General features: G+C 63.3%; 17 protein-coding genes. 14 read left to right on the plus strand and 3 right to left on the minus strand.

Annotation, left to right across the window (positions count from 1 at the left end; genetic code table 11):
* Positions 1 to 23: 23 nt before the first annotated feature.
* From L979_RS09545 to glmM, 13 genes are all read left to right on the plus strand, one after another.
* On the plus strand, positions 24 to 587 hold the full coding sequence (locus L979_RS09545) for an adenylate kinase (protein WP_047691981.1): 564 nt from the start codon (positions 24 to 26) through the stop codon (positions 585 to 587).
* Positions 588 to 700: 113 nt separating this feature from the next.
* A complete protein-coding gene (gene map, locus L979_RS09550) occupies positions 701 to 1,525 on the plus strand; it encodes a type I methionyl aminopeptidase (protein WP_047691982.1) in 825 nt (274 codons plus the stop codon).
* Between the two features lie 217 nt (positions 1,526 to 1,742).
* Positions 1,743 to 2,855 carry a 23S rRNA (adenine(2503)-C(2))-methyltransferase RlmN gene (gene rlmN, locus L979_RS09555; protein ID WP_052209742.1) on the plus strand — a complete coding sequence of 371 codons (1,113 nt, stop codon included), beginning with the start codon at positions 1,743 to 1,745 and terminating at the stop codon, positions 2,853 to 2,855.
* Between the two features lie 277 nt (positions 2,856 to 3,132).
* The gene (gene infA / locus L979_RS09560; RefSeq protein WP_047691983.1) at positions 3,133 to 3,354 is read left to right on the plus strand and encodes a translation initiation factor IF-1; all 222 of its coding nucleotides are present in this window, start codon (positions 3,133 to 3,135) and stop codon (positions 3,352 to 3,354) included.
* A 61-nt stretch (positions 3,355 to 3,415) separates the two neighbouring features.
* Positions 3,416 to 3,529, plus strand: coding sequence for a 50S ribosomal protein L36 (gene rpmJ / locus L979_RS09565; RefSeq protein WP_012397712.1), 114 nt, complete (start codon positions 3,416 to 3,418; stop codon positions 3,527 to 3,529).
* Between the two features lie 179 nt (positions 3,530 to 3,708).
* Positions 3,709 to 4,077, plus strand: a complete 369-nt coding sequence (gene rpsM, locus L979_RS09570; protein ID WP_047691984.1) for a 30S ribosomal protein S13 — start codon at positions 3,709 to 3,711, stop codon at positions 4,075 to 4,077.
* A gap of 92 nt (positions 4,078 to 4,169) precedes the next feature.
* A complete protein-coding gene (gene rpsK, locus L979_RS09575) occupies positions 4,170 to 4,574 on the plus strand; it encodes a 30S ribosomal protein S11 (protein WP_047691985.1) in 405 nt (134 codons plus the stop codon).
* A gap of 159 nt (positions 4,575 to 4,733) precedes the next feature.
* Positions 4,734 to 5,738, plus strand: coding sequence for a DNA-directed RNA polymerase subunit alpha (locus L979_RS09580; RefSeq protein ID WP_047691986.1), 1,005 nt, complete (start codon positions 4,734 to 4,736; stop codon positions 5,736 to 5,738).
* Between the two features lie 86 nt (positions 5,739 to 5,824).
* Positions 5,825 to 6,613: a 50S ribosomal protein L17 gene (gene rplQ / locus L979_RS09585; protein ID WP_047691987.1), complete on the plus strand. Its 789-nt coding sequence runs from the start codon at positions 5,825 to 5,827 to the stop codon at positions 6,611 to 6,613.
* Positions 6,614 to 6,810: 197 nt separating this feature from the next.
* Entirely contained in the window at positions 6,811 to 7,701 is an 891-nt protein-coding gene (gene truA / locus L979_RS09590; RefSeq protein ID WP_047691988.1) for a tRNA pseudouridine(38-40) synthase TruA, read from the plus strand.
* Positions 7,702 to 7,959: 258 nt separating this feature from the next.
* Positions 7,960 to 8,403, plus strand: coding sequence for a 50S ribosomal protein L13 (gene rplM / locus L979_RS09595; protein WP_047691989.1), 444 nt, complete (start codon positions 7,960 to 7,962; stop codon positions 8,401 to 8,403).
* A gap of 37 nt (positions 8,404 to 8,440) precedes the next feature.
* Positions 8,441 to 8,944, plus strand: coding sequence for a 30S ribosomal protein S9 (gene rpsI, locus L979_RS09600; RefSeq protein WP_047691990.1), 504 nt, complete (start codon positions 8,441 to 8,443; stop codon positions 8,942 to 8,944).
* Between the two features lie 236 nt (positions 8,945 to 9,180).
* Positions 9,181 to 10,533, plus strand: coding sequence for a phosphoglucosamine mutase (glmM, locus tag L979_RS09605; protein ID WP_047691991.1), 1,353 nt, complete (start codon positions 9,181 to 9,183; stop codon positions 10,531 to 10,533).
* Between the two features lie 176 nt (positions 10,534 to 10,709).
* Here glmM and mscL read toward each other — a convergent pair whose 3' ends face one another.
* From mscL to coaA, 3 genes are all read right to left on the minus strand, one after another.
* Entirely contained in the window at positions 10,710 to 11,153 is a 444-nt protein-coding gene (gene mscL / locus L979_RS09610; RefSeq protein WP_047691992.1) for a large conductance mechanosensitive channel protein MscL, read from the minus strand.
* A gap of 150 nt (positions 11,154 to 11,303) precedes the next feature.
* Positions 11,304 to 12,068, minus strand: a complete 765-nt coding sequence (locus L979_RS14675) for a M15 family metallopeptidase (protein WP_047691993.1) — start codon at positions 12,066 to 12,068, stop codon at positions 11,304 to 11,306.
* A 29-nt stretch (positions 12,069 to 12,097) separates the two neighbouring features.
* Positions 12,098 to 13,054, minus strand: a complete 957-nt coding sequence (gene coaA, locus L979_RS09620) for a type I pantothenate kinase (RefSeq protein WP_081994218.1) — start codon at positions 13,052 to 13,054, stop codon at positions 12,098 to 12,100.
* Positions 13,055 to 13,472: 418 nt separating this feature from the next.
* Between coaA and L979_RS09625 the strand changes: the two genes are divergently transcribed.
* Positions 13,473 to 14,920 (plus strand): PTS mannitol transporter subunit IICB (locus L979_RS09625; protein ID WP_197052124.1); only part of this gene is annotated, 1,448 nt, incomplete at its 3' end.

Consider the following 14,920-nt stretch of genomic DNA (forward strand, 5'->3'; position numbering starts at 1 on the left):
GTAGTACTCAAAGGAGAGTGGACATGACACGTATGTTGATCATCGGCCCGCCCGGTGCAGGCAAGGGCACACAGGCTGTGCGCATTTCGGAACGCCTGGGAATACCTGCGATCTCCACTGGTGACATCTTCCGGTTCAACATCAAGAACGGCACGGAGCTGGGCAAGGAAGCTCAGTCCTACACCGACGCCGGCAACCTGGTTCCCGATTCGGTGACCAACCGCATGGTGCGGGGGCGTCTGGCCGAGGATGACGCCCAGAACGGCTTCCTGCTGGACGGTTACCCCCGCAACGCGGCTCAGGTCGAGGAGCTGGACGCCATCCTGGCTGAGCGTGGTGAGAACCTGGACGTGGTTCTGCAGCTGACGGCCGACACCGAGGAACTCGTGTCCCGCCTGCTGGGCCGGGCCGCCGAGCAGGGCCGTGCGGATGACACCGAGGACGTCATCCGGCACCGCCTGGATGTCTACGAGCAGGAGACGGCGGTCGTCGTCGATCTCTATGCGGCCCGTGGAATCGTCCACCAGGTGGATGGACTGGGTTCCATCGACGAGGTCACCGAGCGGATCATGACCGCCCTGTCCTGATCACCTGATCTTGACCTGACGGCAACGCCGTTGGAGACAGTCGAGGCCCCCGGGATTCCGGGGGCCTCCTTCATGAGACCATCAAGACCACACCCGTCCCCCAGAGGAGCCCCATGTTCGGCCGACGCCGCATTGAGTACAAGAACGATTCCCAGTTGCGCACCATGGTGCGTGCCGGTGTGGTGACCTCCCGTGCCTTGGACGCTGCGGTGGCCGCAGCGGTGCCCGGGGCGACGACGGCGCAGCTGGACGCCGCCTTCCGTGAGGTATTGGCCGCCAACGGTGCGACCTCGAATTTCCTGGGCTACCACGGGTATCCGGCCACCGTGTGTGTTTCCGTCAATGACGAGGTGGTCCACGGCATCCCCGGGGAGCGAGTGCTGAAGGTGGGGGACATCCTCTCCATCGACGGCGGGGCGATCGTGGACGGGTTCAACGGTGATTCCGCCCGCACTGTCATTGTGGGAGAGCCCACGCCCGAGGACCAGCGTCTTTCGGAGGTCACCCGGGATGCCATGTGGCACGGGATTGCCGCCATGGCCACGGGCACTCATGTGGGTGACATCGGCGCGGCCATTGAGGACCGCGTTCGGGAACTTGCGGGGGAGAAGTTCGGCATCCTGGAGGACTACGTGGGTCACGGCATCGGCTCCCAGATGCACATGGCACCGGATGTGTTGAACTACCGCACCGCGCAGCGGGGGGCTGCGCTGAAGCCCGGTATGTGTCTGGCGATCGAACCCATGCTGGTCACCGGTGGCATCGAGACCACGGTCCTGGAGGACGATTGGACCGTGGTGACCAACGACGGCGGGCGCGCCTGCCAGTGGGAGCATTCCGTGGCCCGCCACAAGGGTGGCATCTGGGTGCTGACGGCTGAGGACGGCGGCGCTTCAGCGCTGGAGCCCTTGGGCGTCACCCCGGTTCCCGTCCCCTGAGCGGGACCCGACCTTTGCGTACCCGTACCCTGATTCTTGACCGGCTGATTTGATGGATGCACCAGGAGTTGCAGTGAGTGAGAACCGTACGCCGTTGCCCGACCCCACCGTGGGGCCGGCTGCGGAGGACAATTCAGCAGCCCAGGCGGCAGTCGACGTCGTCAACGATTTTGAGAACACCGATCCTGATGCCGGTACACCGGACACGCCGCGGCCGGTGCCGGGGCAGCTGGTGTTCAAGGCTGCCAGGCGCGGCAAGCCTCCCCGGCATCTGGCAGATACGGACATGGCAGGCCGGCGTGAGATGTTGGCCGAGATGGGGCACAAGCCGTTCCGGGCCCAGCAGCTCTCCCGGCACTACTTTGAACGGTTCGCCTCCAAGGCCGAGGACATGACGGACTTGCCCCAGGACGGCCGGGACAAGCTGGTTCAGGACACCATGCCTGAACTGTTGACCACGGTGCGCACCTTGCAGGCAGACGGCGGGGACACCGTCAAACGCGTCCACCGGTTGTTCGACGGCGCCTTGGTGGAATCAGTCATGATGCGTTACCCCAACCGGGTGACCATGTGCATCTCCTCCCAGGCCGGGTGTGGCATGAACTGCCCCTTCTGCGCCACGGGCCAAGCCGGTTTGACCCGAAACCTGTCTGCCGCAGAAATCGTGGGTCAGGTGGTGGAAGGCATCCGCATGCTGCGTGACGGCGAGGTGGGGCGCAAGGAGCAGGATCCGCTGCGTGTGTCCAACATCGTGTTCATGGGCATGGGGGAGGCCCTGGCCAACTACAAGGCCACCATGCAGGCCGTGCACCGTCTGATCGATCCCGCCCCGGAAGGGTTGGGGATCTCCGCCCGCGGGTTGACCATGTCCACCGTGGGCCTGGTTCCCGGGATGCGGAAGTTCACCCAGGAGGGGCTGCCCATCACCTTGGCCCTGTCCCTGCACGCCCCCGACGACAAACTGCGTGACGAGCTGATCCCCATCAACACCCGGTGGAGGGTGGATGAAGCATTGGATGCCGCCCGTGAATACTTTGACGCCACGGGTCGGCGCATCTCCATCGAGTACGCATTGATCCGCGACATCAACGACCAAGGCTGGCGGGCAGATCTTCTGGGGGAGAAGCTCAACGCCCGTGGCCGCGGTTGGGTTCACGTCAACCCCATTCCGCTCAACCCCACGCCGGGGTCCAAATGGACGGCCTCACGCCGCGGCGTCGAACAGAATTTTGTGGAGCGTCTGCGTGCCCACGGGATCCCCACCACGGTGCGGGACACCCGCGGCTCGGACATCGACGGCGCCTGCGGTCAGTTGGCTGCAGCCAGCTGACCCGGAAGTGGGGGCCGGGATCCAACGGGCAACGCCAAGGTCACACCGTTGGATCCCGGCCCCGTCTTGTCCAACCCGGCTTCGGCGCGTATTCTTGACTGCTGGTTGTCTGCGCCCACCCATGCGCGATTTCAGGAACCTGTCCCACCATCAATGTCCCACTCACGTGAGGCGGAGATTGGCGTGCACAGGAACCATGAGGGTGTCGCATGATGCGGGCGCCATAAGAACCGAACCCCGTCCGGTGTTGAGCCGGGCACAGAAGTGAGCGGAGTACATGGCTAAAAAAGACGGAGTCATCGAGATCGAAGGCGCTGTGGTCGAAGCTCTCCCGAACGCAATGTTCCGGGTGGAGTTGGATAACGGACACATCGTTCTTGCCCACATCTCCGGAAAGATGCGCCAGCACTACATCCGAATCCTCCCCGAGGACCGGGTTGTGGTGGAGCTAAGCCCCTATGACCTCTCACGGGGTCGGATCGTCTACCGCTACAAGTGAGCTGTTGGGTCGTGCAACCGCACGGCACAGTCAACTCGAAGAGCTAACGCGAAGGAATGCGATGAAGGTCCAGCCGAGCGTGAAGCAGATCTGCGACAAGTGCAAGGTGATTCGCCGTAACGGGCGAGTCATGGTGATCTGCGAGAACCCGCGCCACAAGCAGCGTCAGGGCTGACACAGCCCTGAAGCACCAACCCGCCCACGGTGGCGGGTGACATTGCACCGCTCCCGTCCGGCAAGATCCGCGACGGGCACCCCCGGACTACAGAGGCCGGGGACCACGGGCAGGTGAAAGCCAGCCCATGTGGAAAGCGATGCTTCAGACCTCTGGAAGAACCAAGGAGAACCGCCAATATGGCTCGTCTCGCAGGCGTTGATCTTCCCCGCGAAAAGCGGATCGAGATCGCCCTTACCTACATCTACGGCGTGGGTCGCACCCGTGCGCTGGCCACACTCGAGGCCACCGAGATCTCGGGTGACATCCGGGTCAAGGACCTCACTGACGCTCAGCTGGTCGAGCTGCGCGACTACATCGAGGGCAACTACAAGGTGGAGGGTGACCTCCGCCGTGAGGTGGCCGCTGACATCCGCCGCAAGGTCGAAATCGGCAGCTACCAGGGTCTGCGCCACCGCCGGGGTCTGCCCGTGCACGGTCAGCGCACCAAGACGAACGCGCGTACCCGCAAGGGCCCCAAGCGCACCGTCGCCGGCAAGAAGAAGTAATCACCCGAAGTTTTCGGGCGACTCATCTCGCCCCAGGCACAAGACCATCACGGTCTGGCTGCAACAGCCAGACATGTAGCAGGAGAAGCTAAATGCCCCCAAAGACTCGTGCGACTGCCGCTCGCAAGCCGCGTCGCAAGGACAAGAAGAACATCACCTCGGGCCAAGCCCACATCAAGTCCACCTTCAACAACACCATCGTCTCCATCACCGATCCGTCCGGGGCAGTGCTGTCCTGGTCCTCGGCCGGTGAGATGGGCTTCAAGGGCTCGCGTAAGTCCACTCCTTACGCCGCTCAGATGGCCGCTGAGGCCGCTGCAAAGCGCGCCCAGGAGCACGGTGTCCGCAAGGTTGACGTTTTTGTGAAGGGCCCCGGGTCCGGACGCGAAACCGCCATCCGTTCGCTGCAGGCCACCGGCCTCGAGGTCGGCTCCATCCAGGATGTCACCCCCAGCGCACACAACGGTTGCCGCCCGCCCAAGCGTCGTCGCGTTTGATCACTTGCACGGTTCGCTGATTGCCACGCCCGCCCCGGGTCACGGCAATCAGCGGCCGTGCCTCACGCGGTTCTGGCCTTCCGCCCTCAACCGCACACTTGAGAGTGCTCCACCACCTGCGTGTGTCATATAGCGGAGACACGCTGAAAGGAACCATCAGTGCTCATCGCACAGCGCCCCACCCTTTCCGAAGAGGTCGTGGCCGACAACCGGTCCCGGTTCGCCATCGAACCCCTGGAGCCCGGCTTCGGCTACACCCTTGGTAACTCTCTCCGTCGCACCCTGCTCTCCTCGATCCCCGGCGCTGCTGTCACCAGCATCCGGATCGACGGCGTGCTCCACGAGTTCTCCACCGTGGAGGGTGTCAAGGAAGACGTCACCGAAATCATCCTCAACATCAAGAAGCTGGCCGTTTCCTCCGAGGAGGACGAGCCGGTGATTGCCTACCTGAACAAGCAGGGCCCCGCTGAGGTCACCGCTGCTGACATTCAGGTCCCGGCCGGTGTTGAGATCCACAACCCGGATCTGCACATTGCCACGCTCAACTCGAAGGGCAGCTTGGAACTCGAGCTGACCATCGAGCGCGGCCGCGGCTACGTGACTGCTGCCCAGAACAAGTCCGCCGACGCCGAGGTCGGCCGTATTCCGGTTGACTCCATCTACTCGCCGGTGCTGAAGGTGACCTTCCGCGTGGAGGCCACCCGTGTTGAACAGCGCACCGACTTCGATCGTTTGATCCTGGACGTCGAGACCAAGGAAGCCATTTCACCGCGCGACGCCGTCGCATCGGCAGGCACCACCTTGGTTGAGCTCTTCGGCCTGGCCCGTGAGCTCAACGCCGAGGCTGAAGGCATCGAGATCGGGCCGTCCCCGACCGATGCCGCGATGGCTGCCGACATGGCCTTGCCGATCGAGGACCTGGAACTGACCGTACGGTCCTACAACTGCCTCAAGCGCGAGGGCATCCACACTGTGGGTGAACTGGTGACTCGCTCCGAGGCCGATCTGATGGACATCCGCAACTTCGGTGCCAAGTCCATTGACGAGGTCAAGGTCAAGCTCGTGGAGCTGGGCCTGGCGCTCAAGGACTCGCCCCCAGGGTTTGAGGCTGCGGCTCGTCCCGCCTCGATCGACGACGAGAACCCGTTCGACATCCAGCAGTAATTCGTTTCGACTTCCTGTCCACAGCCTGGCACCGGTGATTTCCACCGGGCCGGTGTGGCCGGGATCCATTCAGGAGACCAACCACTATGCCTACTCCCACCAAGGGTGCACGCCTCGGCGGCAGCCCCGCTCACGAGCGTCTGATGCTGCGTAACCTCTCGCAGCAGCTGTTCGAGCACAAGCGCATCACCACCACGGTGACCAAGGCCAAGCGCCTGCGTCCGCACGCAGAGCGCCTGATCACCTTTGCCAAGCGCGGTGACCTTGCGGCACGCCGTCAGGTGCTCAAGCAGCTGACCGACAAGTCCGTGGTGCACGAGCTGTTCACCACCATCGCCGCTGCAATGGTGGACCGTCCGGGTGGTTACACCCGCATCACCAAGATCGGCAACCGCAAGGGCGACAACGCCCCCATGGCCGTGATTGAACTGGTCATGGAGCCGGTGGCCACCAAGGCCACTGTTGCTGAGGCCGAGGCCGCCACCCGCGCCAAGGCCCCCGCCGCTGCCCCGGCAGCCGAGGAAGAGACCGTGACCGAGGACGTCGTGAGCGATCCCTCTGCCTCCTTGGCAGATGAGGGTGGCGCATCCGCTGCCGAGACCACGGATGAAGCCACTGCCGCTGATGCCTCCACTGCAGATGCTTCCGTTGAGGCCGACGAGTTCGCCGGTTCCGTCAAGCCGCTGGAGTCCGGGGATGCCCCGGAGGGCTTCACCATCAAGGGCAACAAGCAGTCCATGAAGTACCACGTGCCCGGTTCACGCTGGTACGCAAGCACCAAGGCTGAGGTCTGGTTCGACACCAAGGCCAACGCCGAGGCCTCCGGGTTCTCCCCGGCCGGCGGTGCTGCCGCTCAGAAGATGGACGGCGAGTGATCACTGTGTGATCACGGTTCCGGTGGCTTGACCGCCTTGACCGACGACCCGTGGCCCGCTGAATCTCCACGATTCGGCGGGCCACGGGTTTATCCTTGTCCAGCCCCCCTTGTTCCACGTCAGAAGGCTTGTCCGTGTCTGAAACTCCTGCCGCCCCGGTGCCGAACACCCCCAACGCCGTCGTGACACCGGAGCCAATGCCCACCGTTCGGGTGCGGGTGGATCTCAGCTACGACGGCGGGCCGTTCGACGGCTGGGCACGTCAGCCCGGGCGGGAAACGGTCCAGGGAAGTGTGGAGGCGGCCCTGTCCATGTTGGTCCGGCAGCAGGTGCGCACCGTGGTGGCAGGCCGAACGGATGCGGGTGTGCATGCCCGTGGGCAAGTTCTGCATTTTGATGTGGATGCCCAGGACTGGGTACGCCTTGGGGGAGGACGCGCCGAGGGGCCGGCTGGAGTGCTCCAGCGCCGGCTGGTCGGCGTTCTGGCGCGCGTGCTGGGCACCGAACGGCGCCAGCGGGGTCTTTCGGAGATACCCGGTGCAATCGTGGTCCAAGCGGTGCGGGAGGCGCCAGCAGGATTTGACGCACGGTTCTCCGCGGTGGCCAGGCGTTACACGTACCGGATTCACGACAGCGCCTGTGGGCACGATCCCTTGACCCGGAACTCCACCTGGTGGATCAAGGAGGAACTGGACGTGACGGCCATGCAGGAGGCGGTGGCCGCGTTGCCGGGTCTTCATGACTTCCTGAGCTTCTGCAAGCCCCGACCTGGTGCCACCACGGTGCGTGAGGTCCGAGACGTTCAGGTGAACCGGACTGGGCAGGGTGTGATTGAACTGCAGATCGAGGCGGATGCGTTCTGCCACAACATGGTCCGTTCCATCGTGGGTGCCAGCGTTCGGGTTGGCCGGGGTGAGCGTCCGGTGGAGTGGATGGCCCAGCGTGTCGCGCAGCGGGAACGCTCCTCGGACATGCTCTTGGCGCCTCCACAGGGGCTGGTGTTGGAGCAGGTCCTCTACCCGGATGACCTGGGCCTGGCAGCTCGCGCCGAGCAGACCCGGGCGCGCCGGGAGCCCCCTGAAGTGTGAGATTCAACAGGTCGGCTTCCTGCGCTGGAATCGTCGGCCCAACTCCGGTATCTTTGTCAGCTGTTGTGCATGTCCCACCTCGGTTCACGTGTACCCTGATCCGTCGCCCAGTTGCAGGGCCCATGACGGTCTGGTGCTCCGGGGCCTGTGGACCCGGTTGCTGCTCGGCCCTCACCCGAGCCCCGGTCTAAGCACACAGGACCCGATCTGAGGAGACCCTCAGATGCATGAATCGAACCGAAACGAAGGCAGATCAACGTGCGTACGTATACTCCGAAGCCCGGTGACGTCCAGCGTGACTGGTACGTCATCGACGCCAGCGACGTCGTCCTCGGTCGCCTGGCCAGCCACGCTGCAACTTTGCTGCGCGGCAAGCACAAGGCGACCTTTGCTCCCCACGTGGACACCGGCGACTTCGTGATCATCGTCAACGCGGACAAGGTTGCCCTGACCGGCGACAAGCTGCGTAAAAAGATGGCCTATCGCCACTCGAACTACCCCGGTGGTCTCACCGCAACCTCCTACGCGGAGTTGCTGGAGAAGAACCCGGTGCGTGCTGTGGAGAAGGCCATCCGTGGCATGCTCCCCAAGAACAAGCTGGCTGCTCAGCAGCTGTCCAAGCTCAAGGTCTACGCGGGTCCCGAGCACCAGCACGCTGCCAACCAGCCCAAGACCTTCGAATTCAACCAGGTCGCCCAGTAATTCCGGGCCTTTCGAGATCGACTAACTAGGAGACATCGTGGCTCAGAACACTGAAGAGAACTACGTTGCCGAAGGTGAGGAGATGACCTCCTACACCTCCGAGTCCGCCCCCGCAGGCGAGTCCGTTGCCGCTTCCGAGCGTCCCGCCCTGACCGTCCCCGGTCAGGCTGTCGGCCGCCGTAAGGAAGCCGTGGCGCGCGTCCGCTTGGTGCCGGGTTCCGGCAAGTGGACCATCAACGGCCGCACCTTGGAGAACTACTTCCCCAACAAGCTGCACCAGCAGGAGGTCAACGACCCCTTCAAGCTGCTGGAACTGCAGGGCGCTTACGACGTCGTCGCTCGTATCGACGGCGGCGGCCCCTCCGGCCAGGCCGGAGCCCTGCGGTTGGGCGTGGCCCGCGCGTTGAACGAGATCGACGCCGAGCACAACCGTCCGGCCCTGAAGAAGGCCGGCTTCTTGACCCGTGACGCCCGCGTCATCGAGCGCAAGAAGGCTGGTCTGAAGAAGGCTCGCAAGGCTCCTCAGTACTCCAAGCGCTGATCCAGCGCCGTTGTACGGCATACACCCCGTGTCCTACGGTTCAACCGCAGGGCACGGGGTGTGTTCATGTCCAGACAGTTTCACCTGCTGAGCAGGTGTGAGCCCAGTCTGGACCTACCATGGAGTACTACGAGAACCGCTAGGCGGGTGGGTGCGGACCACGTCCTTTGACCCCCGATGCCCCCACCACAGTGCGCACCACCGCCTGTGGGGCCCGCCCTTAGGATGGATGATCGATGACACGTATTTTCGGAACTGACGGTGTTCGCGGGCTGGCGAACGAACTTCTGACAGCGGACATGGCGCTGGACCTGGCTCAGGCGGCCGCCATTGTGCTGGGGCACCAACACGCCCAGGACGGTGAACGTCCCCGCGCCGTCCTGGCCCGTGACGGCCGTGCTTCAGGTGAGTTCCTGGGTGCTGCGGTGGCAGCGGGCCTGGCAGGATCCGGGGTGGATGTCCATGACGCCGGCGTGATGCCAACCCCTGCGCTGGCTTACCTGGTGGGGGACATGGGCGCTGACTTCGGCGTGATGATCTCCGCCTCCCACAACCCGGCCCCGGACAACGGGATCAAGTTCCTGGCCCACGGCGGCAAGAAGTTGCCCGATGCCGTGGAGGACCAGATCCAGGCGGTTTATGAATCCCGGGACTTCAAGCGTCCCACGGGTGCTGGTGTGGGACGTATCTCCACCCTCTCCGATGCCGAGGACCGCTACATCCTGCATCTGGTGGGCGCCATCCCGCACCGTTTAGAAGGCATCAAGGTGGTGCTGGACTGTGCACACGGGGCTGCGGCCGGGGTGTCCCCGGATGCTTTCCATGACGCCGGTGCGGAGCTGGTCAAGATCATCGGCTCCGAGCCGGACGGCTTGAACATCAACGACGGCGTGGGTTCCACTCATCTGGGTCCGCTCAAACAGGCCGTGATTGAGCACGGTGCCGATTTGGGCATTGCCCACGACGGCGACGCCGACCGCTGCCTGGCCGTGGATGCTGAAGGTAACGAGATCGACGGCGATCAGATCATGGGGATCTTGGCGCTGTCCATGCACGAGAAGGGCCGTCTGGCGCAGGACACATTGGTGGTGACCGTGATGTCCAACCTGGGTCTCAAACTGGCGCTGAAGGACCGCGGCATCAACATCTGTGAGACCAAGGTGGGGGACCGCTACGTCCTGGAGGCCATGAATCAGGACAGCTACAACCTGGGTGGTGAGCAGTCCGGGCACGTGATCATGTCCGATTGGGCCACAACGGGCGATGGGTTGCTGACCGGTCTCATGTTGGCCTCCCGTGTGGCGGAGACCGGTTTGCCGCTGTCTGAACTGGGCAAGGTCATGACCCGTCTGCCGCAGGTGCTGATCAACGTCAAGGGCGTGGATCGCGCAGCGGCTTCATCAGAGTCCGGCGTGGCCGAAGCCGTGGCGGCCACGGAATCTCGACTGGGGGAGACGGGCCGGGTGTTGTTGCGCCCCTCTGGCACGGAGCCCGTGGTGCGCGTGATGGTTGAGGCAGCTACACAGGAGCAGGCGCAGGAGGAAGCCGAACACCTGGCTGCCGTGGTGGCTGACCGCTTGGCGCTGTGATGGGACGGCTCATGCCACGGCAATAGATCGTGGGCCCTGGTGCCCCCTGAATAGGCGGTGGGCACTGGTGCTCCCGAATAGGCGGTGGGTAATAGGAAAAGGCCCCGCATCCTGATGGATGCGGGGCCTCGTTCGTGAATGGTTATGAGCTGGGGGACCTCAGCGGAGGGCCTGGATCAGGCGTTGGGGTCCTTGGCGGCTGCGGAGCCCGGAGCCGGGTTGCCTGGCTGGCCGGCCAGCAGGTCGCGGATCTCGGTCAGCAGAGCAACGTTGGGCTCCACCTCTTCCTCGTCGGGGTCGATGCCCAAACGACGGTTGCGAGCCTCGATCATCTTGTTCATCGGCATGACGACGACGAAGTACAGGGCAGCTGCGATGATCAAGAAGTTGACGATCACGGTCAACCAGGCGCCGAAAGCAACGTAGTTGCTACCTTCGCCGACCTGGAAGCGGAGGAACTCGTCAAAGCTGGGGAAGCCGATCAGGCCGGAGATCAGCGGCATGATGATGGAGTCCACCAGAGTGGTGATGACGGGGGCGAATGCACCACCGATGATGACCGCGACGGCCAGATCGATGACGTTGCCCTTCATGATGAATTCTTTGAAACCCTGAAGCATGTGCCAAAGATTAGCGTGCCCTGGTAGGGGTTTCTAGAAATTTCCCATCAATTTTTCAGTGATTCCCGCCACTGTGGCTTGAATCGCTGGCGAATTGCATTTGCATCAAAATCTTCAGACGATCTTCTGTGGACTCAACAGGCTGAGTTGTCACTCGTAATCCGGCGCCGGGCCGGTTCCGTAGAACTCTTCCAGGGTACTGGCGCTGCTGGACTGATACGCCTGTGCCTGGTCAGGGCCCACATAGCGGAAGTGCCACGGCTCATAGGTGTAGCCCGTGACACTTTCCTGGCCTTCCGGGAAACGCAGAACAAATCCGTACTGATCCGCATTCTCAACAGCCCACTGAGCTGCCTCAGTGTCCGCGAAACAAGCCTGTAGATCGCATCCCGTACCGTCCGCCAGGTCCAGCGCCAATCCGGTTTGATGTTCCGAGAAACCGGGTCGAGCGGAAACTCGATCAGCAGTAACCTGACCATTTTGTTGAACCCAATGGTCATAAGTGGACACCTGCGTGTCATAGGAGCGATAGGCGGAGGTGATGGTGACGTCTATGCCGTCCGCGCGCATGTCCCGCAGCATGTTCTGGGCTGCACCGGCGGCTTCTGCCCGCAGTTGGTGGCTTTCGATTTCCTGCAGGTCTGCCGGGACATAACTCTGCGGGTCCAGCGGGTTGTGTTTGTTGACCATCACGGTCAGGGAGCCGGCGGACGTGATGTCCACACCTGATGAGCTGTCCGTACGAGGCTCAGCATCAGCTCCCTGAGGTGATGCCTGCGCGGAAGCTGGGTCGGCCGACTCGGTGGCCATGAGCTCAGCACTGGCTTGTGGTCCGGGCTCGGAACCCTCACCGCAGCCCGTCAGAAAGAGTGCTGCGCACAGGGGCAGTGCGCTGATGGTCAATCCACGGTTCACGGGTCCTCCCAGCCTCAAGAACGCTCAGGTCAATTCTTGCGGACCAGGACCCTGCGAATCGAGTGATCTGAGGACTTGGACAGAATCAACTGCGCCCGCCCACGAGTGGGGCGCACGTTCTGCAGCAGATTGGGCTCGTTGATCCGGCGCCAGATACTGGTGGCGGTCTCCACCGCTTCCTGATCGCTGAGCCCCGCGTAGCGGTGGAAGTAGGAAGCCGGATCCGCGAAGGCGCTGTGCCGCAGGGCTTGGAACCGCTCGATGTACCACCGCTCGATGTCCTGGGTCCTGGCATCCACATAGATCGACACGTCAAAAAAGTCACTCAGCGCCAGGGAGCCGCGGTCGCCGTCGCTGATCTTTGCCGGAGCCAGCACGTTCAGGCCCTCCACAATCACGACGTCGGGGCGGGTCACCACAATCTCTTCACCAGGGAGGATGTCGTAGGTGACGTGTGAGTACTTGGGGGCGCGCACCTGATCCGCACCTGACTTGATGGCAGCCACAAAACGGAGTAGGGCGCGGCGATCATAAGACTCCGGGAAGCCCTTGCGTTCCATGAGCCCGCGGCGTTCCAGCTCAGCATTCGGATACAGGAACCCGTCCGTGGTGACCAGTTGAACCCGGGGTGTGGAGGGCCATCGGGCCATCAGCTCACGCAGCAAACGCGCCGTCGTCGATTTACCCGCAGCCACGGAACCCGCAATGCCGATCACGAACGGAGTACGAGCGTGCTCCTGCCCCAGGAAGTCGTTGGTGGAGGTGTTCAGGGAGGTGGCCGCGGCGTCATAAAGGGTCAGCAGCCTGGACAGCGGGAGGTAGACCTCCCGGACCTCGTCCACGTCCAAGTGGTCGCCCAGGCCACGGAGGGCTTCAATTTCGTCTTCGGTCAGGGGGACGTCGATCTCCGTTGACAGACGTGACCAAGTGTCCCGATCCAGTTCCACGAAAGGTGACACCCGGCTGTTCCCAGGCATTGTGCTCATCGCAGCACAGTTTATGACTGCCCGCTCTCGGCGACCGAATCAGGCTCTGTGCAGCGCCATCGCCAGGACCCAGGAGCAATCGGCAACTGTTGGTCAGAGCACTGTTCAACTCATGAGACCATTCTGAGCACACAACCCGTGTGATGGGTCTGACGGAGGCCGCCGGAACCGTCACACGGGCTGAATCGGACAGCGACGCCCTCCACAATGTCGCTGCCCGATCCGTCACCACTCACAGTCCGTCGGGGTAGCAGGGAACGGCCAATTCTGAGAAGGCAGTTGTGGTTCCTTCATTCCCCATCCACGGAGCGATCCAAAGAGGGATGCTTTGACAACTACAACTTCTCCACAAACGGGGGATGAGAAGAAGGGCGGCGTACGCGTTGCCGTCCAGCGCTTCGGTACATTCCTGTCCTCCATGATCATGCCCAACATCGCGGCGTTCATTGCCTGGGGTCTGATCACTGCGCTGTTCATTCCGGACGGGTTCTTCCCGAACGAGCACATCGGCACCTTGGTGGGACCGATGGTCTTCTACCTGTTGCCCCTGTTGATCGCCTACACCGGGGGCAAGTTGGTCTACGACGTCCGTGGTGGTGTGGTGGGTGCCATTTCCACCATGGGCGTGATCATGGGAACGTCGTCGCCGGTGTTCATCGGGGAAGACGGTGCGGGATCCCCCATGTTCCTGGGTGCCATGATCATGGGCCCGCTGGCCGCATGGTGCATGAAGAAGCTGGACTCCCTGTGGGACGGCAAGATCCGTCCCGGCTTCGAGATGCTGGTCAACAACTTCTCCGCCGGTATTTTTGCAGCCATTGCCGCCATCGGCTCCATGTTCTTGCTGACCCCGGTCATGAACCTGTTCACCCGCGTGGCCGGCGCGATCGTGGAGTTCCTGGTCAACACCGGGCTGCTGCCCTTGACCTCGCTGATCATTGAGCCTGCCAAGGTGCTGTTCCTGAACAACGCCATCAACCACGGCCTGATCACCCCGCTGGGCAGCGCCCAGGCACTTGAGCAGGGCAAGTCCATCCTGTTCCTGCTGGAAGCCAACCCCGGCCCCGGCCTGGGCATCCTGCTGGCTTACATGGTCTTTGGCCGCGGCACCGCCCGCGCCACCGCGCCCGGGGCTGCCATCATCCACTTTGTGGGTGGTATTCACGAGATCTACTTCCCGTACGTGCTGATGAAGCCCCAGCTGATCCTGGCCGCCATTGCCGGTGGCATGTCCGGCATTGCCGTGTTCCAGATCTTCGACGTCGGCCTGCGTGCCCCGGCTGCCCCCGGCTCCATCATCGCCATCCTGGCTCAGACCGCCACCGACTCCTACGTGGGTGTGATCCTGGGTGTGCTGGCCGCAACAGCGGTCTCCTTTGCCGTGGCCTCCGTGATCCTGCGTTTCTCCAAGCAGACCGAGGACGACATGGCTGCAGCCACCGCCAAGATGGAAGGCATGAAGGGCAAGAAGTCCTCCGTGTCCTCCGCCCTGACCGGTGGGGCAGCAGCTGCACAGAACACCATCTCCAAGATCGTCTTCGCCTGCGATGCCGGCATGGGATCCTCCGCCATGGGTGCTTCAGTGCTGCGCAACAAGATCAAGGACGCCGGTTTCGGCAACGACGTCTCCGTGGTCAACTCCGCGATCAACAACCTGCGGGATGACTTTGACCTGGTGGTGGTCCACGAGGACCTGCTCAACCGCGCCCAGACCCCCACGCCCTCGGCCATGCACGTGTCCGTGGACAACTTCATGGGTTCGCCCCGCTACGACGAAATCGTGGAGCTGATCCGCGAACAGCGTGAGGGTGGTGCTCCCGGTTCAGACGGTGCGGGTGATTCCGCTGCCGTACCCGCTGCCGCTGC

The organism is Kocuria sp. ZOR0020, from assembly GCF_000800955.1.
Lineage (GTDB): Bacteria > Actinomycetota > Actinomycetes > Actinomycetales > Micrococcaceae > Kocuria > Kocuria subflava.

What these genes read in the sequence shown, in the direction of transcription:
- rpmJ (WP_012397712.1), top strand. Translation starts at nt 3,416, where the DNA reads ATGAAGGTCCAGCCGAGCGTGAAGCAGATCTGCGACAAGTGCAAGGTG.
- rplQ (WP_047691987.1), top strand. Translation starts at nt 5,825, where the DNA reads ATGCCTACTCCCACCAAGGGTGCACGCCTCGGCGGCAGCCCCGCTCAC.
- mscL (WP_047691992.1), bottom strand. Translation starts at nt 11,153, where the DNA reads ATGCTTCAGGGTTTCAAAGAATTCATCATGAAGGGCAACGTCATCGAT.
- coaA (WP_081994218.1), bottom strand. Translation starts at nt 13,054, where the DNA reads ATGAGCACAATGCCTGGGAACAGCCGGGTGTCACCTTTCGTGGAACTG.
- L979_RS09545 (WP_047691981.1), top strand. Translation starts at nt 24, where the DNA reads ATGACACGTATGTTGATCATCGGCCCGCCCGGTGCAGGCAAGGGCACA.
- map (WP_047691982.1), top strand. Translation starts at nt 701, where the DNA reads ATGTTCGGCCGACGCCGCATTGAGTACAAGAACGATTCCCAGTTGCGC.
- glmM (WP_047691991.1), top strand. Translation starts at nt 9,181, where the DNA reads ATGACACGTATTTTCGGAACTGACGGTGTTCGCGGGCTGGCGAACGAA.
- rpsM (WP_047691984.1), top strand. Translation starts at nt 3,709, where the DNA reads ATGGCTCGTCTCGCAGGCGTTGATCTTCCCCGCGAAAAGCGGATCGAG.
- rpsK (WP_047691985.1), top strand. Translation starts at nt 4,170, where the DNA reads ATGCCCCCAAAGACTCGTGCGACTGCCGCTCGCAAGCCGCGTCGCAAG.
- truA (WP_047691988.1), top strand. Translation starts at nt 6,811, where the DNA reads ATGCCCACCGTTCGGGTGCGGGTGGATCTCAGCTACGACGGCGGGCCG.
- infA (WP_047691983.1), top strand. Translation starts at nt 3,133, where the DNA reads ATGGCTAAAAAAGACGGAGTCATCGAGATCGAAGGCGCTGTGGTCGAA.